General features: G+C 39.7%; 25 protein-coding genes. 12 read left to right on the top strand and 13 right to left on the bottom strand.

Annotated features, from left to right (window positions below):
• Positions 1–64: 64 nt before the first annotated feature.
• From I6F45_RS02825 to zapE, 6 genes are all read right to left on the bottom strand, one after another.
• Complete coding sequence (locus I6F45_RS02825; protein WP_007580337.1) at positions 65–814, bottom strand: cytochrome c1; 750 nt, start codon at positions 812–814, stop codon at positions 65–67.
• Positions 811–2,076, bottom strand: coding sequence for a cytochrome b (locus I6F45_RS02820; protein WP_007580335.1), 1,266 nt, complete (start codon positions 2,074–2,076; stop codon positions 811–813). Before I6F45_RS02820 ends, I6F45_RS02825 begins: the two co-directional genes overlap by 4 nt.
• Positions 2,076–2,666 carry a ubiquinol-cytochrome c reductase iron-sulfur subunit gene (petA, locus tag I6F45_RS02815; RefSeq protein ID WP_007580333.1) on the bottom strand — a complete coding sequence of 197 codons (591 nt, stop codon included), beginning with the start codon at positions 2,664–2,666 and terminating at the stop codon, positions 2,076–2,078. The genes I6F45_RS02820 and petA overlap by 1 nt, the downstream gene beginning before the upstream one ends.
• A gap of 580 nt (positions 2,667–3,246) precedes the next feature.
• Positions 3,247–3,639: a 30S ribosomal protein S9 gene (gene rpsI / locus I6F45_RS02810; protein ID WP_024590200.1), complete on the bottom strand. Its 393-nt coding sequence runs from the start codon at positions 3,637–3,639 to the stop codon at positions 3,247–3,249.
• A gap of 8 nt (positions 3,640–3,647) precedes the next feature.
• A complete protein-coding gene (gene rplM, locus I6F45_RS02805) occupies positions 3,648–4,076 on the bottom strand; it encodes a 50S ribosomal protein L13 (protein ID WP_007378318.1) in 429 nt (142 codons plus the stop codon).
• A 285-nt stretch (positions 4,077–4,361) separates the two neighbouring features.
• Complete coding sequence (zapE, locus tag I6F45_RS02800; protein ID WP_010554277.1) at positions 4,362–5,450, bottom strand: cell division protein ZapE; 1,089 nt, start codon at positions 5,448–5,450, stop codon at positions 4,362–4,364.
• A 134-nt stretch (positions 5,451–5,584) separates the two neighbouring features.
• Between zapE and I6F45_RS02795 the strand changes: the two genes are divergently transcribed.
• The 3 genes from I6F45_RS02795 to I6F45_RS02785 all read left to right on the top strand — a co-directional run bounded on the left by I6F45_RS02795 (position 5,585) and on the right by I6F45_RS02785 (position 8,697).
• The gene (locus tag I6F45_RS02795; protein WP_007580324.1) at positions 5,585–6,028 is read left to right on the top strand and encodes a YhcB family protein; all 444 of its coding nucleotides are present in this window, start codon (positions 5,585–5,587) and stop codon (positions 6,026–6,028) included.
• A 131-nt stretch (positions 6,029–6,159) separates the two neighbouring features.
• Positions 6,160–7,512, top strand: coding sequence for a Do family serine endopeptidase (locus tag I6F45_RS02790; protein WP_010554276.1), 1,353 nt, complete (start codon positions 6,160–6,162; stop codon positions 7,510–7,512).
• A 102-nt stretch (positions 7,513–7,614) separates the two neighbouring features.
• Positions 7,615–8,697, top strand: coding sequence for a trypsin-like peptidase domain-containing protein (locus I6F45_RS02785; RefSeq protein WP_007580320.1), 1,083 nt, complete (start codon positions 7,615–7,617; stop codon positions 8,695–8,697).
• Between the two features lie 100 nt (positions 8,698–8,797).
• Here the strand turns inward: I6F45_RS02785 and murA are convergent, their stop codons facing one another.
• Genes murA through I6F45_RS02750 form a run of 7 tightly spaced genes read right to left on the bottom strand, consistent with a single transcriptional unit; the run spans position 8,798 to position 13,462 of the window.
• The gene (murA, locus tag I6F45_RS02780; RefSeq protein ID WP_165727693.1) at positions 8,798–10,057 is read right to left on the bottom strand and encodes a UDP-N-acetylglucosamine 1-carboxyvinyltransferase; all 1,260 of its coding nucleotides are present in this window, start codon (positions 10,055–10,057) and stop codon (positions 8,798–8,800) included.
• A gap of 13 nt (positions 10,058–10,070) precedes the next feature.
• Positions 10,071–10,328 (bottom strand): BolA family protein, encoded by a 258-nt coding sequence (locus I6F45_RS02775; protein ID WP_002957953.1) that lies wholly within the window; start codon positions 10,326–10,328, stop codon positions 10,071–10,073.
• 5 nt (positions 10,329–10,333) lie between these two features.
• A complete protein-coding gene (locus I6F45_RS02770) occupies positions 10,334–10,627 on the bottom strand; it encodes an STAS domain-containing protein (protein WP_010554274.1) in 294 nt (97 codons plus the stop codon).
• Positions 10,620–11,300 (bottom strand): MlaC/ttg2D family ABC transporter substrate-binding protein, encoded by a 681-nt coding sequence (locus I6F45_RS02765; RefSeq protein WP_165739997.1) that lies wholly within the window; start codon positions 11,298–11,300, stop codon positions 10,620–10,622. The genes I6F45_RS02770 and I6F45_RS02765 overlap by 8 nt, the downstream gene beginning before the upstream one ends.
• Before the next feature lie 5 nt (positions 11,301–11,305).
• Positions 11,306–11,854, bottom strand: coding sequence for an outer membrane lipid asymmetry maintenance protein MlaD (mlaD, locus tag I6F45_RS02760; RefSeq protein ID WP_002957950.1), 549 nt, complete (start codon positions 11,852–11,854; stop codon positions 11,306–11,308).
• Positions 11,855–11,867: 13 nt separating this feature from the next.
• On the bottom strand, positions 11,868–12,647 hold the full coding sequence (gene mlaE, locus I6F45_RS02755) for a lipid asymmetry maintenance ABC transporter permease subunit MlaE (protein ID WP_002957949.1): 780 nt from the start codon (positions 12,645–12,647) through the stop codon (positions 11,868–11,870).
• Positions 12,647–13,462, bottom strand: coding sequence for an ATP-binding cassette domain-containing protein (locus I6F45_RS02750; RefSeq protein WP_165727701.1), 816 nt, complete (start codon positions 13,460–13,462; stop codon positions 12,647–12,649). Before I6F45_RS02750 ends, mlaE begins: the two co-directional genes overlap by 1 nt.
• Before the next feature lie 255 nt (positions 13,463–13,717).
• On the opposite strand from I6F45_RS02750, the gene I6F45_RS02745 reads away from it, so the two are divergent.
• From I6F45_RS02745 to ptsN, 9 genes are all read left to right on the top strand, one after another.
• Positions 13,718–14,686: a calcium/sodium antiporter gene (locus I6F45_RS02745; protein ID WP_010554272.1), complete on the top strand. Its 969-nt coding sequence runs from the start codon at positions 13,718–13,720 to the stop codon at positions 14,684–14,686.
• Between the two features lie 3 nt (positions 14,687–14,689).
• Positions 14,690–15,661 (top strand): KpsF/GutQ family sugar-phosphate isomerase, encoded by a 972-nt coding sequence (locus tag I6F45_RS02740; RefSeq protein WP_165727702.1) that lies wholly within the window; start codon positions 14,690–14,692, stop codon positions 15,659–15,661.
• Entirely contained in the window at positions 15,662–16,213 is a 552-nt protein-coding gene (kdsC, locus tag I6F45_RS02735) for a 3-deoxy-manno-octulosonate-8-phosphatase KdsC (RefSeq protein WP_007580311.1), read from the top strand.
• Entirely contained in the window at positions 16,210–16,764 is a 555-nt protein-coding gene (gene lptC / locus I6F45_RS02730) for an LPS export ABC transporter periplasmic protein LptC (protein ID WP_007580308.1), read from the top strand. Before kdsC ends, lptC begins: the two co-directional genes overlap by 4 nt.
• Complete coding sequence (gene lptA / locus I6F45_RS02725) at positions 16,754–17,299, top strand: lipopolysaccharide transport periplasmic protein LptA (protein WP_197159591.1); 546 nt, start codon at positions 16,754–16,756, stop codon at positions 17,297–17,299. The genes lptC and lptA overlap by 11 nt, the downstream gene beginning before the upstream one ends.
• Positions 17,296–18,021 (top strand): LPS export ABC transporter ATP-binding protein, encoded by a 726-nt coding sequence (gene lptB / locus I6F45_RS02720; RefSeq protein WP_007580304.1) that lies wholly within the window; start codon positions 17,296–17,298, stop codon positions 18,019–18,021. Before lptA ends, lptB begins: the two co-directional genes overlap by 4 nt.
• Positions 18,022–18,090: 69 nt before the next feature.
• The gene (locus I6F45_RS02715; RefSeq protein ID WP_165739998.1) at positions 18,091–19,590 is read left to right on the top strand and encodes an RNA polymerase factor sigma-54; all 1,500 of its coding nucleotides are present in this window, start codon (positions 18,091–18,093) and stop codon (positions 19,588–19,590) included.
• Between the two features lie 26 nt (positions 19,591–19,616).
• Complete coding sequence (gene hpf / locus I6F45_RS02710; RefSeq protein WP_007580301.1) at positions 19,617–19,904, top strand: ribosome hibernation promoting factor; 288 nt, start codon at positions 19,617–19,619, stop codon at positions 19,902–19,904.
• A gap of 4 nt (positions 19,905–19,908) precedes the next feature.
• Positions 19,909–20,361, top strand: coding sequence for a PTS IIA-like nitrogen regulatory protein PtsN (ptsN, locus tag I6F45_RS02705; RefSeq protein WP_024594001.1), 453 nt, complete (start codon positions 19,909–19,911; stop codon positions 20,359–20,361).
• The last annotated feature ends 11 nt before the right edge of the window (positions 20,362–20,372 follow it).

Raw genomic sequence — 20,372 nt, 5'->3', positions numbered from 1 at the left:
AATAACTAAAACAGCAAAAGGGGCTTAAGCCCCTATTGCAAAATTACCTTTAAAAATGTTCAACCTAATGAACATCTCTCCAGTATTCTTTCTTAAGCATAAATGCCAAGATAAACAGGATAATTAAAAATCCTATTACCTTAATACCTAGCGCTTCCGATTCAAGACGTGAAGGTTCACCCACGTACTCAAGGAAGTTTGTTAAATCACGAGCCGCTTGGTCGTATTCATCTATGCTTAATTCGCCCGTACCATCTGTTTCAGTAGCAATAACTTTAGTCACAGTATGACCATGCTCTTGTACTTCTTTAGTGATAGGTGTTGGTAAACCTTGTAGTTCTTGAAGAACGTGAGGCATACCTACCGATGGGAAAACAATGTTGTTAACCCCAAACGGACGAGATTCATCTTTATAAAACGATTTTAAGTACGTGTAAATATAATCTGGTGATTTTACACGAGCAATTAGAGTTAAATCCGGCGGAGCCGCACCAAACCATTTTGCTGCATCGTCTTTTGTAATCGCGTTAGTAATATGACTACCTACTTTAGAGCCGTCAAAAATCAACTGCTCTAAACCAACCTCTGTTGGGATACCGATATCACGAAAAGTACGTTCATAACGTTGATACTGCATTTGGTGACAACCAAGACAGTAGTTCATGAACAACTTTGCACCGCGTTGTAAAGATGGTTGATCAGTAAGGTCGTTGTTCGCTTCCATTAAAGGAACCGATGGACCCGCTGCCATAACCATGTTCGGCAACAAGTTTACTGATAAAGCAAATAAACCAATAATAAGCTTCTTCATCATTTCGTTAACCTCTCTGGCAATGGCTTAGTTTTTTCGTTCTTACTGTATACAAACAACAGTACGAAGAACATAAAGTAAGTCACAGTACAGATTTGAGAAATAATCGTTTTCATATCAGTTTGTGGAGTTGCACCCACCCAACCTAGAAGAACGAAAGTTACAACAAAACCTGCAATGTTCCATTTATGGAAACCACAACGGTAACGAACCGATTTAACTCTACCACGGTCTACCCAAGGTAGTAACGCAAGTACCACAATCGATGCACCCATCGCCGCAACACCGATTAACTTATCAGGGATTGCACGTAAGATTGCATAGAATGGCGTAAAGTACCAAACCGGGAAAATATGCTCAGGTGTTTTAAGTGGGTTAGCTGCCTCGAAGTTTGGACCTTCTAAAAAGAAGCCATTCATCGCTGGCATAAAGAACACAACCCAACAGAACAATATTAAGAAACCAACCACACCCACAATATCTTTAACTGTGTAGTAAGGGTGGAACGGTATCGCATCAACAATATCTTTCTTGTCAGTGTAATACTCATGAAATTTAAATTTAGGCTTATCTTCTTCAGCTACTGAGCCTTTCTTACGTTTAATCTCAATACCTTCAGGGTTATTTGAACCCACTTCGTGTAGAGCAACAATGTGTAAGAAAACTAAGATTACAATAACCAGTGGTAGTGCAATTACATGTAATGCAAAGAAGCGGTTAAGCGTTGCACCTGATATTACATAGTCACCACGGATCCAAAGTGTTAAGTCATCACCAATAACCGGAATAGCCCCGAATAAGGAGATGATTACCTGTGCACCCCAGAACGACATTTGCCCCCATGGTAATAAATACCCCATGAATGCTTCAGCCATTAGCGCTAAGAAAATAAACATACCAAATAACCACAGTAACTCACGTGGTTTTTGATAAGAACCGTAGATCATGCCACGGAACATATGCATATATACAACGATGAAAAACGCTGATGCACCGGTTGAGTGCAAGTAACGTAATAACCAGCCATATTCTACATCACGCATGATGTATTCTACTGAAGCGAATGCACCTTCAGAAGACGGAACAAAGTTCATCGTTAACCAAATACCTGTTAGGATTTGGTTTACTAGTACCAACATGGCTAATGAGCCAAAAAAGTACCAGAAGTTGAAGTTTTTAGGTGCTGGATACTGTGCAATATGCATGTTCCAAACACGTGTCATTGGGATACGGTCGTCTATCCAACCAATAATCTTACCAAACATTAGGCTGCCCCTTTTTCTTCGCCCACTAAAATAGTGGTCTCATCAAGAAAAGTATAAGGTGGTATCTCTAAGTTTAATGGAGCAGGTACCGATTGAAATACACGGCCAGCCATATCAAATTTAGAACCATGACATGGGCAATAGAAGCCATCATCGGTTCCTTCAACTTTCTCACTAAAGTTACCTTGGAAAAAGCCAGGTGAACACCCTAAATGCGTACAAATACCTACAGCCAGAAAGATTTCTGGACGTAATGAACGGTAATCATTTGTTGATGATTCTAATTGTTGTGGCTCTTGCGAATGCGGATCACGAAGTTGACCTTCATGTTCTTTCATTTGCTCAAGCATTTTTGGGGTCCGTGATACAACCCATACAGGTTTACCACGCCACTCGACACGTATTAATTGTCCCGGTTCAAGTTTGCTGATATCTACTTCTACAGGCGCACCCGCAGATTTAGCTCGCTCACTTGGATTCCAAGACGCAATAAAAGGAACAGCAGCCCCAGCCGCACCAACACCACCTACAACAGAGGTAGCTATGGTTAAAAAGCGACGTCGGCCATTGTCTACAGGCGCATTGCTCATCCACTTATCTCCACTATGATTCTCAACACTTGCTATATTGAGAACATCAGTTACAGCAGGTTAATTATTCGAATTTTTAAAATAGAAGCGATCATAATTAAAACCCTTGATTAAAACAAGGTTATTCAAAGCCCTATGCTCGAATAAAACTAACTTGATCAAAACTTGATTAAGTAAGCTCGAGAATAAAGCCGAACGACTATAATAACGCTTCTGTAAAAACAATATACTGACCAAGATCAACACCACTAAGAGGAAACAGTAAAAACTGTACATAGTGCGGTTAAACTCACTCATTTTACTTCAATGCCAATTGTAGCAAAAAATTCCACCAATTAACTGATGGATTTAAACTAATTACGATAATTATTTAACTTTTTTGCAGCTATCTGAGTGTTTTTTAACTTTCGTTTGATTAATACGCAGTTATTAATCAATTTGATCATCATTAATTGCTGCAATCACCCAGTATCACCGTCGATATAAATAACTTTATATTAAGTTGCAAATGTAAACATTTTGATTTGAAAACAAAAAACCCAGCATAAGCTGGGTTTTTGAATTCTTGATAACGTATAGATTAACGTTTTGAGAACTGTGGACGCTTACGCGCTTTCTTAAGACCCACTTTCTTACGTTCAACTTTACGTGCATCACGTGTAACAAAACCTGCTTTACGAAGTTGTGAACGTAATGATTCGTCAAACTCCATAAGTGCACGAGTGATACCATGACGGATAGCACCAGCTTGACCAGTTGTACCACCACCAGAAACGGTGATGTAAAGGTCAAATTTTTCAGTCATATCAACTAGCTCAAGAGCTTGATGAACAACCATGCGTGCTGTTTCGCGACCAAAATACTCTTCTAGAGAGCGTTTGTTGATTACGATGTTACCAGTGCCTGGGCGTAAGAATACGCGAGCACTTGAACTTTTACGACGACCTGTACCGTAGTATTGATTTGCCATGATGGTGCTCCTTAAATGTCTAGAACCTGAGGCTGTTGTGCAGCATGGTTGTGCTCAGTACCTGTGTAAACTTTAAGTTTACGGTACATAGCGCGGCCTAAAGGACCACGTGGCAACATGCCCTTAACAGCCTTCTCGATGATCATTTCAGGCTTTGCAGCTTGAAGTTTATCAAAAGTAGTAGACTTAAGACCACCTGGAAAACCAGAGTGTGAATAGTACACTTTGTTTTTGAATTTGTTACCAGTTACAGTAACTTTTTCAGCGTTGATAACGATGATATAATCACCAGTATCTACGTGCGGTGTATATTCAACTTTATGCTTACCGCGTAGGCGATGAGCGATTTCAGTAGCGATGCGACCTAAAGTTTTACCTTCAGCGTCAACTACGTACCAGTCACGTTTTACTGTTTCTGGTTTAGCAACAAACGTTTTCATTTATAAAAATCCAATGTTTTTCAATTAAAACCACAAGTAGTTAATATTAACTACTGCTCTAAGTTTGCTATAACCCCTTCGAGTTTTAGACTTTTGCGCCGCTCACAAGTGGCTAGACTATATGAGGGCATAGAACGCAACGTGGCAGACGCGGGAGTATACCAGCACTTAAAACACATTGCTACTCGCCGGTTGTTTTTTCCACAAGAAATTTTAGAAATAAGAAGTACTATATATGCACCTCTTATTTTTAATGGCTAACCTATTACACTTTTACCTACTAATTTAAACCAAATGCTCTCTAGCTAAATACTCTAGAGACTGCATTTCTTGCAAACGGCTTATACAGCGCTTAAATTCAAAGTTTAAATTACCTTGGGTATAAAGTTCGGTAATAGGTTTTTCAGCCGATATAATTAAAGTTACATGGCGCTCGTAAAATTCATCCACTAAAGCAATAAAGCGTCTAGCGGCATCATCATTAGTTTGCCCGAGCTGTTTTACGTTAGAAATAATCACCGTATTATATAAGCGGCTAATCTCCATGTAATCAACCTGACTACGCGCTGTTTCGCATAATTCACTAAACTCAAACATCACCACGCATTTAGCTACTTTTCGCGTTTTGATTAAACGACCTTCTATCTCTATCGGCTCATCTAATTGTCCAGGCTCTGACGATAGCTTATCGAAGTATTCAAATAAGTTTTTATCCGCTTCTTTATCTAACGGACTATGAAAAATTTCGGCTTGCTCTAAGGTACGCAACCGATAATCAATACCTGAGTCTACATTAACTATTTCTGTATTGAGCTTAACCAGTTCTATAGCAGGGACAAAGCGGGCACGCTGCAAGCCATTTCTGTAAAGCTCATCAGGCACTATATTAGATGTAGCAACAAGTACTATACCCCGTGCAAATAGCGCTTCCATTAAGCCACCTAGCAACATAGCATCGGTAATGTCTTGAACAAAAAACTCATCAAAACAAATTATGTCTGTTTCAGCTTTGAAAGTGTCGGCTATTTTTTCTAATGGATTAGCCGTATTGTTTAGTTTTTTAAGCTCATTATGCACTCGGTGCATGAATCGATGAAAGTGCACGCGCATTTTACGTGTGCCCGGTAGTGATTCGTAAAAAGTGTCAACTAAATAAGTTTTACCACGCCCTACTCCACCCCAAAAGTACAAACCTTTTATAGGCGCAGGTTCATCTTTACTAAATAACTTAGCAAAAAAACCTTTTTGTTTTGGCTTTGCCTGAGTCAGGTCATCGTATAGACGTTGTAAATGGCGCACAGCATTTTCTTGTGCTGCGTCGTGTACAAAGTCATCTCGCTTTAAGTCTTGTTGGTATGTTTGCCAAGGAGTCATATCTATTTACAGTTAAAACACAGTTTAATTTGCAAAGCATATTAACACGCATCATAACTCGGGGTATATTACACTTAGTATGATTTATAATTGAATCGGCATTCGTTAGTTATTTTCCCAAAGGGGTAGTTTTTATGGGCACAGTTATGTGGGTAGGTTTAATTGTTATTGCTGCTGTTGTAGCATTTTTTATTGGCGCATTTGTTACTAAAAAACAATTCAAACAAGATGAATTAAAAGAGCAGGCAGAGCAAGCTGAAAATGCGTTAGAGCAGTATCGTCAAGATGTAGCTGATCATTTAGCGAATACTGGCAAGCTCGTAAATAAAATGAAAGAAAACTATGATCAACTGCTTAGTCACGTTGAAGAAACAAACCAACTTCTTCTAGAAGATAGAAATAAAGCACCAGCAGAACCTTATTTTTCTAAAGAAACAACAGAACAACTACAAGCGTCTTTAAAAGAGCGTCGTTCAGATCGTTCTTCAGCCGCAGCACAACCAGCTGATTATGTATCGGGTGAATCTGGTTTATTTGCTGGTCAAAATAAAGTTTCAGAACATTCTAAAGTATCTTGATGAACTTTTTTTAGACCCCATAGTCTTTAGATATAACAGCTTTGTTGTTTTATCTTAATAAACCAAAAAGGGCTGCTTTTAAAGTAGCCCTTTTTGTTTTTGCTTTATCTTAAGTGGAGTTACCCCTGACTATGAAAATGAAATTATCACTTATCAGCGCAGCTATTCTATCTACAAGCTTATTAATGAGCCCTGTAGCGTCTTATGCAAAAATGCCAATTGCAGTAAATGGTCAACAACTACCCACTCTTGCCCCCATGCTAGAGAAAATATCTCCTGGTGTTGTAAGTATCCAAGTTTCAGGCTCTAAAGAAGTACGCCGCCGTGCAGATCCACTCGAATATTTTTTTGGACAGCAACAGCCTCGCAGTCAAAAACGCCAATTTAGTGGATTAGGTTCTGGGGTCATTATTGATGCTGATGAGGGCTATGTAGTGACTAATAACCACGTAATCCAGGACGCCGAAAAAATGGTAGTTACTCTCGAAGATGGCCGTGAATTTGAAGCTACTAAAATTGGTACTGACACAGAATCAGACATCGCTCTTTTACAAATAGACGCTGATGACTTAACCGAAATCAAACTCGCTAACTCAGATAATTTACGGGTGGGTGACTTTGCTGTCGCTATTGGTAACCCATTTGGTCTTAGCCACACAGTTACATCAGGTATTGTTAGCGCCCTTGGTCGAAGTGGTTTAAACATTGAGGGCTACGAAGATTTCATTCAAACCGACGCAGCTATTAACCAAGGTAATTCTGGCGGTGCCTTAGTTAACCTCAATGGTGAGTTGATTGGTATTAATACCGCTATTTTAGGTGCTTCTGGCGGCAACGTGGGCATTGGTTTTGCGATTCCATCTAATATGATGAAAAATCTAGTCGATCAAATTATTGAACATGGTGAAGTGCGTCGAGGCTCGTTAGGCATTTCTGGTCGTCCACTTGATGCTGGACTTGCAAAAGCACAGCAACTTGATGTCAAACAAGGTGCTTATGTAATGCAAGTAATGGACGACACTGCCGCAAGTAAGGCTGGAATTGAAGCTGGTGACGTTATTGTTAGCATAAACGGTGGCGACATTAGTGGCTTTCATGAACTACGTAGTAAAATTGCTACGCTAGGTGAAGGCCGTGAGATAAAACTAGGCATTTACCGCGATGGTAAAATTAAAACAGTGAAAGTAACTCTTGATGGTGCATCAGGTGTTACAGCGACCGGTGAAGAGCTGCATCCTGCATTCCAAGGCGCGACACTTGAAAATGTACAAAAAAACAGTAATAAAGGTGTTGAGGTTACTTCTGTAGATCCTCGCTCACCGTCTGCCCGTGTTGGCCTTGAAGAAGGCGATATTATTATGCAAGTGAATCGTCAACGAGTAGAAACAATTCGCGACATGAATAAAATCATCGACAGTACAAAAGGTAATATAGTACTTGGCGTGCAACGTGGTCGTGAGTCTATATTTATTTTAATTCAGTAATAAATAGCACTATTAATGTAATAAAAATAACAGTGGCACTTGCCGCTGTTATTTTTTTTATGTCATCATAAAGAGATTGCTCACTTACATAATAAGAAAATCGTGCTGAAACTAATAAAATTTATTCTTCCCCCTTTATTTGCAGGCCTAAGTATTGCTTTTTTAGTGGTTTTTTTCAGCCCTAATATGCGAGCGGCTTTACTTCCAAATGTTCCCCTACCAAGCGCAATGAGTTCGAGTCACCTGAGTTTTTCTGATGCAGTTAAACGAGCTGCTCCTTCTGTGGTTACTATTTTTTCAGAAAGTATTTCCAAAGAACCTCGTTATAAAAGAAAAAACACGGTACAAGAGCTAGGCTCTGGCGTCATCATGTCGCAAGACGGTTACATTCTTACCAACTACCATGTTGTTAATAATGCAGATCAAATTATGGTTATTCTAACCGATGGCAGACGCTTTTTTGATGTACAGCTAATTGGTTTTGATACTATTACTGATTTAGCCTTACTTAAAATAAATGCAGATCACCTTCCGGTAATTCCTGTAAATGATAGCTATGTATCCAGTGTAGGCGATGTTGTACTTGCCATAGGTAACCCGCTTAATTTAGGCCAAACAATCACGCAAGGCATTATTAGCGCAACGGGTAAGCAAAAAATTACAGACAGTCCGTACAATAACTTATTGCAAATGGATGCGGCTATTAATGTGGGCAACTCTGGCGGCGCATTAGTTAACTCCAATGGTGATTTAGTCGGCATTACTTCTGCGCAGTTTAAAACGCGTGAGAACTTGAATATTCAAGGAATATTCTTTGCGGTTCCTTACTCACTTGCTAAAAAAGTAATGGGTAAGCTCATTCGTCATGGTCGCGTTGTGCGTGGCTATTTAGGCTTTGAGGGCACAGCAGTAGATAGTACCGGCAAGGAAGTAAACGACAGCCTAACCCCAGTTACTGGCATGCGTATTACTAATTTAGACCCTTTGGGACCAGCATGGCAAGCGGGCATTGAAGAGCAAGATATTGTTATTAAAATTGCAGGGCTTTCGGTAGCAAATCCACAAAAAGTGTTGGAAGAAATAGGTAATACAGAACCAGGTAAAGAAATAGAATTTGAGCTTTACCGGAATGGTAAAATAGAAAAAATCATGGTGGTGGTAGCTGAGCTTGAAACAAAGCTTTAATAAAAAATAATACCAACTTTCATAAATCGTCAATAAAAAGGTCGGATAGCAATTTGCGTATCCGACCTTTTTAAAATAGCTTAGCTAGTTAAATATCTACTTAACTACTTCGACGTTTAATATTTGCGCCTAATGCACTTAGCTTATCTTCAATGCGCTGATAGCCTCTATCAACGTGATAAATACGGTCAACAACCGTTTCACCCTGTGCCACTATACCCGTTAAGATTAAGCTAGCTGAAGCGCGTAGGTCGGTTGCCATCACTTGCGCGCCCGTTAGGCTCTCAGTCTCACCACAAATTGCGGTATGCCCTTCTAAACGAATATTAGCGCCCATACGCTGCAACTCAGGTACATGCATAAAACGGTTTTCAAAAATCGTTTCTGTAATAGTCGCACTACCATTCGCTACTACATTTAATGCTGTAAACTGAGCTTGCATATCCGTAGGGAAACCTGGGTGTGGAGCTGTTTTAATATTTACGGCTCTCAGTTCTCGGCCGCGCATATCAAGATAAATACTGTCGTTATGTACTTCTAAGTGTGCATTTGTTGCACGTAGCTTTTCAATCACAGGCTCAAGAGAATGAAAGTCAGTGTTTTTGCAAAGTACTTCACCGCCTGCCATTGCTGCAGCGACTAAAAACGTACCTGTTTCTATTCTATCTGGTAAAATGCTGTGCTCGCATCCTGCTAAACGCTCAACGCCTTCAACTTCAATGCGGCTAGTGCCTGCACCCGTAATTTTAGCGCCCATAGCAATTAAGCAGTTAGCTAAATCAATTATTTCGGGCTCGCGTGCAGCGTTATCAAGTATGGTTTTACCATCAGCGAGGGCAGCTGCCATCAATAGATTTTCGGTAGCGCCTACGCTTACCATTTCCATAAAGATTTCAGCGCCTTTTAAGCGACCGTTTACCTTGGCATTAATATAACCATTTTCAACGTTAATTACCGCGCCCATGCGCTCCAAACCCTGAATATGAATATCAACAGGGCGAGCACCAATAGCACACCCACCAGGTAAAGACACTTGAGCTTCACCAAAACGAGCAACTAAAGGGCCTAATGCAAGTACAGAGGCACGCATTTGCTTAACTAAGTCGTATGGCGCTAATGTCTTATTAACCGTTGCGCCGTCAATCACTAGCGTATCGCCGTGCCAATTAACATCAGCGCCTAGAGTTTTTAATAAGGCTTCAGTGGTCACTATATCGCGAAGGCGCGGTACATTAGTAAATGTACTTTTTCCATCAGCTAATAATGAAGCAAACAAAATAGGAAGTGCGGCATTTTTAGCGCCAGAAATAGTCACTTCACCAGCAAGTGAAGTACCACCTTGAATTACAAATTGATCCATTAAGAGGCCCTATTTATTGCGGTAAAATAAATTTTTGTTCACGCTTCCACTCTACAGGAGTAAATGCACGAATAGATACTGCGTGAATTGTGCCATCTGAAATTGTATTCATTAATGGGCCATAAACTAGCTGCTGCTTTTTAACTCGGCTTAAACCGTCAAAGCATTCACCTACTGCAACAACTTCATAATGACTACCATTGGCTTTTACATGTACTTCAGCTAATTGAAGTTCTTCGCGTAATAATGTTTCGACTTGGCTAGTTTCCATAACTCTCACTCAAATAGGGTTGTAACCTGACCCAGTTGCATTAAATTTTGCAATTGCTCAGGTAGGTTTTGCAATTCAAGGCGAATGCCTTGCTGCTTTAATTCTGCAAAAGAGTGAATTAACCAAGCTAAGCCCGCTGTGTCAACCCTAGATACACCACTTAGGTCGAAATAGATGATTTTATGCTTGGTTAATAGCTTGTTGTTCAGAAGCTGTTCATCGCCAATTGAATTTCGAGTAAGCTCACCGTTTACTCGAAAATGTTGTCCATCAACTTGGCTTATTGCCAATTTAGTCATTCGAGTTACTGCCTCTAAACTGAACTGGTAGCTGACTCTTTTGCTCTAAAAGGTTACTTACATTATCAATACCTTGCTGACGCAAAATACCTTGTAGCTCACTTTGTTTTGCATCTAGTAAACTAATACCTTCAGCAATCATATCGTACGCGCGCCATTCACCGTCACGGTCTTCGCGTACTTTAAAATCGATTCTGATATCAGGTTTACCATCTTCAATAATTTTAGTTTTAACGACAACGACATCTTTGCCTTTAAATGCTTGTTCTGCACCAAACTCAACTTTTTGGTTTGTATATTGAGTGAATACACCTGCATAAGTAGCAACTAAGTACTCTCTAAAAACACCAATAAAGCGTTGAATTTCTTTAATTGCTTTGGCTTTTTCAGCTTCGTCGGTAATTGCACGTACTTTAGATACTTCACTACCTAGTACGCGAAGTGCTGCATATTTGTAGTCGATATAAGGCATTAATTCATCTTCAACGATTACGCGAAGATGCTCTTGATTTTTAACAATTAATGGCTGATCTTTTTTAATACGTGCAAATGTATTATCGGCAACTTGGCGTACCATTTTATTTGGATCAACCAATTTAACATCTGCTGCACTTACGCTTTGAGTTAGCGTCATTGTGCCAATTGCTACAATAGCTAAAAACTTTTTCAACATAATAATTACTCACTACCTTGGTTGAATAAAAACTGCCCGATTAATTCTTCAAGTACAATGGCAGACTTAGTATCAGTAATTGAATCGCCATCACCTAGTGCTTTACTTTCCACACCAAACAAATCGTCAATTGCTTCATCTTGCTTGTTTTCAGTCACTGTTTCGCCTAAACAACGTTGCTTAGCTGAATCTGGAGAAATTACAGGGTGAATACCTAAGTACTGCTCACCTAAAATACCCGACGTTAAAATAGAGATTGAGCTTGTGTCTGAAAAACGACATAAATACTGTGCATCAATGGTCATGTTTACCACTGGTAAAAACTCTTGTGGGTGTACATAAATTGATTCAACACGACCAATTACAACACCACCTACTTTTACCGGCGCACGCGCTTTTAATGAGCCAATGTTTTCAAACTTGGCATTAAGCGTATATGTTTCGCCAGAGCCACTAATACCTGAATTGGCAACTTTAAGTGCGAGCATCGCAAAAGCTAAAATGCCAAGTGCTACAAAAAAACCAACTAAAATTTCTAATTTCCGTGAATTCATTATCTATACCCTATTAGCTGGTAAACATTACCGCTGTCAAAATAAAGTCAAAACCTAAAACTGCTAATGACGAATGAACAACCGTTTCGGTGGTTGCTTTGCTGATCCCTTCTGAGGTCGGCACACAGTCATATCCTTTATAAAGCGCAATCCAGGTCACCACTATGGCGAATACAAAACTCTTAATAATACCGTTTAGTATGTCTTGCTGAAACGACACTTGTGATTGCATGATTGACCAAAAACTACCTGTATCAACCCCCAGCCAATCTACACCCACTAAATGAGCGCCTATGATTGCTACGGCTGAAAATATCAATGCAAGCAATGGCATGCTTATAAAACCCGCCCAAAAGCGCGGTGCAATAATACGTTTTAGCGGATCGATTGCCATCATCTCAAGTGATGAAAGTTGCTCTGTTGCTTTCATTAAGCCAATTTCAGCAGTCAATGCGCTACCTGCGCGTCCTGCAAATAGTAATGCAGTAACAACCGGGCCCAGTTCTCGCAATAAACTCAGTGCCACTAACGGCCCTAAACTATCCTCAGCGCCATAACCAACTAATACGGTGTAACCTTGTAGAGCCAACACCATGCCGATAAACAAACCCGACACCATAATAATCAGCAACGATTGCGAACCGACCATATAAAGTTGGCGAACAAGTAACGGTGTGCCTTTTTTAAAATTAGGAACATGCGCAAGCGCACTAAACAGCATATAAGCCGAACGGCCAAGAGCCGCAAAACGTCCTAGCGTTTTATGCCCTAGCTTTTGAAATAAATCCAACATTATGCTTTTTCTCCAAGCAGTTCATCTGCATAAGCTTGAGCCGGAAAATGAAATGGTACAGGACCATCCGACAAGCCTTTTAAAAACTGTTGAACTAAAGGAGATTCATGATTGCGCATTTCATCAGGAGTACCACAACCAATTACACCTTGATCGGCGATAATTATAACGTGATCGGCAATACTCATTACCTCTGTCACATCGTGTGTCACAATTAAAGACGATAAACCCAATACTTCGTTAAGCGACTTAATTAGCTTAACCAATACGCCCATCGAAATAGGGTCTTGTCCTGCAAATGGTTCATCGTACATGATTAGCTCTGGATCAAGTGCTATAGCGCGCGCAAGTGCAGCACGTCTTGCCATACCGCCCGATAACTCAGAGGGCATTAAATCTTTAGCGCCACGTAGCCCAACCGCTTGCAATTTCATTAATACAACTAATCGAATAAGGTCTTCACTTAGCTTTGTGTGCTCTCTTATAGGAAACGCAATATTGTCAAATACCGACATATCAGTAAACAGCGCACCACTTTGAAAAAGCATGCTCATTTTAGTACGTGCTTCGTATAACTCTTTACGAGACATTTTAGGAATGCTGCCACCTTCAAATAAAATATCACCTGAATCTGGTTTAAGCTGACCACCAATTAAACGCAACATAGTGGTTTTGCCAATTCCGCTTGGCCCCATGATCGCAGTAATTTTACCTTTAGGAACGCTAAAACTCATATTTTTATATATGATTCTATTGCCTCTCGAAAAGCTAACATCCTTGACTTCTACTATTGATTGCGACAAGTCGCTCTCCATAAAAATGTTCACTAGTGCACCTATTTTAAAGCTTTTTTGTCAAAGATGGAAAAAACAATTCGTAAGATTTTGTAATACACCCATGAAAAGGATTATAAGACTCGCTCAAAACAGCTTAACCCCGGCTTAAATTTTTAAATTAGCTGTTTAAAAGCAGCATTGTTACGTAGTTGACCTTACTCTTTTATTTATACTTTCATCTTGGCTTTTGTTACTATTCGCGCCATCCGTATTTTGTATAACTGGCTTAACACAATGGTTACCTCGTTTGTTATTTTAATTCTTGGTTTTGCAGCTCTTGTTTGGAGTGCAGACAGGTTTGTTTATGGCGCTGCGGCTCTTGCTAAAAACTTTGGTGTACCTACACTTATTGTTGGTTTAACCGTGGTAGCTATGGGCTCTTCAGCACCCGAAATGATGGTTTCAGCCTCTGCCGCTTTGGCTAATAAAACCGACACAGCAGTTGGTAATGCTGTTGGTTCTAATATTACAAACATTTTACTTGTGTTAGGTATCACAGCTTTATTTCGCCCTCTTTCAGTTTCATCAAGTACATTAAAACGCGAAATGCCATTGGTAATGCTCGTATCTTTAGTTACTTGGTATGTGTTCTCAGATAACTACTTTTCATTTAATGAAGGTGTTGCACTTTTGGTTGGCTTTATCGTATTCATCGGTGGGTTAATTATTGTATCTATGCGTGCAAAAAACCAAGATGACCCATTTGTCTCAGAAGCCTGCGACGATGTACCAAACGATGTACCTACGAAAAAAGCGGTATTTTGGTTAGTTGTCGGCATGATACTCCTACCTGTTAGCTCTCATTTTTTAATAGGATCGGCTGTCGATATTGCTAAATACTTTGGCTTAAGCGACCTAGTAATTGGTTTAACGATTATTGCCATTGGTACTAGCTTGCCAGAACTTGCCGCTTCGGTTGCAGGTGTACTTAAAAATGAAGATGATTTAGCACTAGGTAATATTGTTGGCTCAAACATATTTAATATTCTAGCGGTATTACCACTTGCCGGTATTATTAACCCTTCTGCCATTGACCCATCATTAGTAAGTCGAGATGTATTAATTATGATTGGCGCAACACTTGCCCTAATTATTATGTCATTGAACTTTAGAGGCACCCAACGTATCAATAGAGTAGAAGGCGGCTTATTGCTAATAGCGTTTTTGGGTTACCAAGGGTATATTTTTAGTCAAGTAGGGTAAATGATGGCAACGCTAAATTTTATTGAACAAGGCCTTCGCGTTTTAGATGTTGAACGCCAAGCACTTAGTGATATTGCACAATATGTAGATGAAAATTTTCATAACGCGTGCCAATTAATGTACGACTGCGAAGGCCGTATTATTGTCATTGGTATGGGTAAGTCAGGTCATATTGGCAATAAAATAGCGGCAACCCTTGCAAGCACTGGCAGTCCAGCATTTTTTGTTCACCCTGGTGAAGCAAGTCATGGTGATTTAGGTATGATCACTAAAAATGACGTGGTTATGCTTATTTCTAATTCAGGGGAGACCAGCGAAGTTTTAAATATCATTCCGGTTTTAAAACGACTTGGTGCCAAAATGATATCGATGACTGGCAATACGCAATCAACCATGGCGACCCTTGCTAATGTACATGTGTGTATTAAAGTAGAAAAAGAAGCCTGTTCATTGGGTCTAGCTCCTACATCAAGTACCACTGCAACGCTTGCGATGGGCGATGCCATGGCAGTTGCATTATTAGAAGCTCGCGGGTTTACAGCTGATGACTTCGCGCTATCTCACCCAGGTGGTAGTTTAGGCAAGCGCTTATTACTTACTTTAAAAGATGTTATGCACAGCGGCGCAAATACACCTATTATTAGCGTTTCACAAACAGTTAAAGACGCCCTTATTGAAATGTCTGCTAAAGGGCTAGGTATGACAGCCATTGTTGATGAAGATCAGCAGCTCGTGGGATTATTTACCGATGGCGATTTGCGTCGTATTTTAGAGCAGAGAATTGATATTCATACAACACAAATAGATGTTGTTATGACTAAGTCATGTACTACGGCTACACAAGATATTTTGGCTGCTGAAGCGCTTAATATTATGGAACACAAACGTATAAATGGCTTAATCGTCGTCAATGATAAAAACCAACCTATTGGCGCATTAAACATGCAAGACCTATTAAAAGCAGGAGTGTTATAAATGCAATTTGAAGAACTCTATCAACCGCTGAGCGATGATGCAAAAGCACGCGCTAAAAAAGTAAAGCTACTTATATGCGATATTGATGGTGTATTTTCTGATGGCCGTATTTATCTTGGTAATCAAGGTGAAGAGCTAAAAGCATTTAATACAAAAGATGGTTTTGGCATTAAAGCGCTTATAAACAGTGGCTTTGAAGTGGCTGTAATTACTGGTCGTCATTCACAAATAGTGCAACAACGTATGAGCAGCTTAACCGTACAGCATATTTATCAAGGCCAAGAAAATAAGCTCATTGCCTATCAAGAGCTAAAAGACAAACTCAACCTTAGCGATGAACAAATTGCTTATATCGGTGATGATGGTCCTGACATGCCCGTTATGGAATTAGTCGGCTTTGCTGTTGCAGTAAATGATGCCCATCCACTTATTAAACGTTTATCACACTATGTAACGCAAATGCCTGGCGGCTTTGGTGCAGTAAGAGAGCTCACCGACTTACTTATGCTTGAAAATGGTAAAGCATTGACTACACAAGGCACTAGTTCATGAATGCAGCGCGCATAATATTAAGCGTTTTATTCATTAGCTGTATGGTTTGGCTTTGGTACCCTTATTTTACACAAACAAATATTGTGCCTCAGACTGAGCCTGAAGTTATTGCCAAGCCTGATTACATAGCCATAGAACTCAAACAAACAGCCTATGACGAACAAGGTAAAATTAGCCACAAAGTCACTGCGGCTAAAATGGAGCTATATCAACAATTAGGTTTTACGTTTTTTGAAAAACCTATTTTTACTTTATATAACGAAAAGCAAACGTGGCAAATAAATGCAGACGAAGCAACATTATACGAAGACAAACAATTAATTTTAGAAGGCAATGTGGTTGCCAAAAACTTAACCGATAACGCCATGATAGACAAAATCAATGCTGATAATATTCAGGTAGATATAAAGCTATTAACAATGCGTTCGGAGCAACCCGTTATCATCACTGGACCCAATTTAAAAATCACTGGTAAAGGCCTAGAAGCCGACTTAAAAACCGAAGTGATAAAACTAATTAACCATACGCGAACCATATATTATGACCAATAAAATATTAAAATCACTTATTATTCCTACACTTATACTAGCGTTTAATAGTAGTGCTGCAGAGCAAAACACGCAACCGGCTGCAAATCAAATTTCAATAAGCGCCGATAAGCAAGAAGGTCAATTAAAAGCTAACGTGGGTATTTTTGAGAAAAACGTTGAAATTATTCACGGTAACCGCCGTATCACAGCAGACCGCTTAGAAGTACATAAACGCGATGAACTTGGCGATAATAAACAATTATTAATTGCTACAGGTAGCCCTGCGCACTTTGAAGAAAAGCAATCAGATGGCACGACTATGAGCGCCAGTGCTGACGAAGTACGTTATGATGTATCTAAGCGTTTTTTAACGCTTGTTGGTAATGCACAAGTATCGCAAGCGGGACAAAAAATAAATGCTAAAAGCATTACCTACGATATAGAGCAGCAGCTAATCAGTGCCGAAAAAGATGAAAACTCAACTGACCGCGTTCACACGATTTTAGTGCCTATCGAAACTAAAAAAAGTAAAAAAGACGATAAAGGTCAGCCATGAGTACATTAAAAGCAGAACTATTAGCAAAGAGCTATAAAGGTCGTGAAGTTGTCAAAAACGTCGGCCTTGAAGTAAAAGCAGGCAGTATTGTTGGTTTACTTGGTCCTAACGGCGCAGGTAAAACCACCACGTTTTATATGATTGTGGGACTTGTACCTAGCGACAAAGGTAAAATCTCTATCGATGATAACGATATTACTCTTTTACCTATGCATAGTCGTGCTAGATTAGGCATTGGCTACTTACCACAAGAGTCTTCAATTTTTAGAAAACTGACTGTTTATCAAAACTTAATGGCAATTTTAGAAACACGCAAAGAGTTAAATAAACAAGCCCGAGAAGACACGCTCGATAAATTATTAGATGAATTTAGCATACAACACATTCGTGATAGCCAAGGTATGGCATTATCGGGTGGCGAACGTCGCCGCGTGGAAATAGCACGTGCGCTGGCAGCCGATCCTAAATTTATATTATTGGATGAACCATTTGCAGGTGTTGACCCGATTTCTGTATTAGATATAAAGAAAATAATAGAACATCTCAAAAATCGTGGGATTGGTGTATTGATTACCGATCATAATGTAAGAGAAACCCTTGATGTTTGTGAAAAAGCCTACATTGTTTCTCATGGGGAGCTGATTGCATCAGGTACTCCAGAACACGTATTAAATGATAAAACAGTACGCGATGTTTACTTAGGCGAGCAATTTAGGCTGTAACATTTACGCCATGTCTTTAAGCATCTGCTAGTATTAATTATAACAACATAAAAGGATTGTTAGAGATACATGAGGCAATCACTACAGCTGCGCATGGGCCAGCAACTTACAATGACTCCACAGCTGCAACAAGCTATTCGTTTGTTGCAACTCAGTACATTGGATCTCCAGCAAGAAATACAAGAAGCTCTCGACAGCAACCCGCTATTAGAGGTTGAAGAACCAGACTATTCCGAAGACGCTGCAGGTAAAAACGAGCAAAAAGCTGATACCGATGACATAACTGTTAGCGCATCTGCCGATGATGCTCCAAGCGAATACGAACAAGATAGTGGTGAAGCACTTGCAAAAGACACGCTAAGTGACGACATGGCTATGGATGTTAGCTGGGATGAGTACATGAGTGCCGCCCCTGCAGCATCATCAGGTCCAATGCCTGAAGACGAATCAATATACCAAGGCGCCTCAACAGAGACGCTTCATGAGTATTTAATGTGGCAATTACAACTAACGCCATTTAGCCCTACAGACGAAGCCATCGCTATTGCGATTGTAGAAGCAGTTGATGATTCAGGTATTTTAACACTAAGCTGCGAAGAGATTTTAGAAAGCTTTAATCAAGAAAACGAAGAAGATAACGAAGTCGAACTTGATGAAATTGAAGCAGTACTAAAGCGCATCCAACTGTTTGATCCTGTCGGTATTGCTGCACGTAGTTTACAAGAGTGTTTGTGTATTCAGCTTAACCAGTTTGATAAAGAAACACCTTACATTAATGAAACAAAAATGATTTTAACCGAGCATATTGATTTATTAGCTGCTCGTGACTATCGTACATTAATGAAGAAAACTAAGCTCAAAGAAGAAGAGCTTAAGGAAGTAATGACATTAATACATACTCTTAGCCCTAAACCTGCAGATACTATTGTAAGAGAAGAATCTGAGTATGTTATTCCTGATGTGTCAGTTAAAAAAATTAAAGGCCGCTGGGTTGTTGAGTTAAACCCAGACAGCATGCCTAAAATTCGTGTTAATAGCCAATACGCGGCAATGTCTCGCACTGTAAAATCCAGTGGTGACAGCCAGTTTATTCGCTCGCATTTACAAGAAGCTAAATGGTTTATTAAAAGCTTAGAAAGTAGAAACGACACGCTATTAAAAGTGACAAATTGTATTGTTAAGCAACAACAAGGCTTTTTTGAACACGGTCCTGAAGCCATGAAACCAATGGTTTTAAATGATGTTGCTGAAATGGTAGAAATGCACGAATCAACAATTTCGCGCGTAACAACCCAAAAGTATATGCACACACCCCGTGGTATATTTGAGCTTAAATATTTTTTCTCAAGCCATGTAAGCACCGAAAACGGTGGTGAATGTTCATCTACAGCAATCCGTGCGCTTATCCGAAAATTAATCGCAGCAGAAAACTCAGCAAAACCATTGAGTGATAGCAAAATAGCGGATATATTGGCTGAGCAAGGAATTAAAGTAGCGAGACGTACAATCGCAAAATACCGCGAATCTCTGGCTATTCCACCGTCAAATCAACGTAAAAGTTTGATTTAAGACGCAAAAAAAAGAGGGTAATGCTTATGCAACTAAACTTAACTGGTCGTCACGTAGAATTAACCGATTCACTAAGAGACTATATTAATACCAAATTTGCGAAGCTAGAAAGACACTCTGATCATATTAATAATGTTCATGTCATTCTCGATGTAGAAAAATTAAATCAAAAAGCAGAAGCCACCATACACGTAAGCGGTGCTGAGCTATTTGCCTCTACAGAACATCAAGATATGTATGCCGCCATTGACTCGTTGATCGACAAGCTCGATCGACAAGTAATTAAACACAAAGAGAAGCTTGCTCGACACTAATATGATGAAATTAAGCTCACTTATATGCCAGGACTGCAGCAAAGCTGCGGTCCTTTTTAATAGCAAAAAAAGAATTTTAGAGTTCATTAGCGAACTTGCTCACGACAAACTTCCGTATTTACCGCAACAAGATATTCTTAATGCTTTAATGAGCAGAGAAAAATTGGGTAGTACAGGTATAGGGCGTGGCATTGCCATTCCTCATGGAAGAATGAGCGGTGCAGAAGAGCCTTTGGCTTTAGTACTCGTTAGCGAAACTCCAATAAATTTTGATGCAATCGATAATCGCCCTGTTGATATTTTCGTCGCACTCATCGTACCAGATGGCGATAACCAGCAGCACTTAAAGACTCTAGCAACCATTGCTGATAAACTAAACAACAAAGATTTTTGTAAACAGTTACGCAGTGCAAAATCAGATGCTGAGCTTTACCAAGTTATTGTCAATCAATCATAGTTTTATAAAGG

This window comes from Pseudoalteromonas sp. SWYJZ19, from assembly GCF_015864375.1.
Classification (GTDB): domain Bacteria; phylum Pseudomonadota; class Gammaproteobacteria; order Enterobacterales; family Alteromonadaceae; genus Pseudoalteromonas; species Pseudoalteromonas arctica.
The sequence above is the reverse complement of the archived record's forward strand: the minus strand, read 5'-3'. Positions and strand labels throughout refer to the sequence as shown.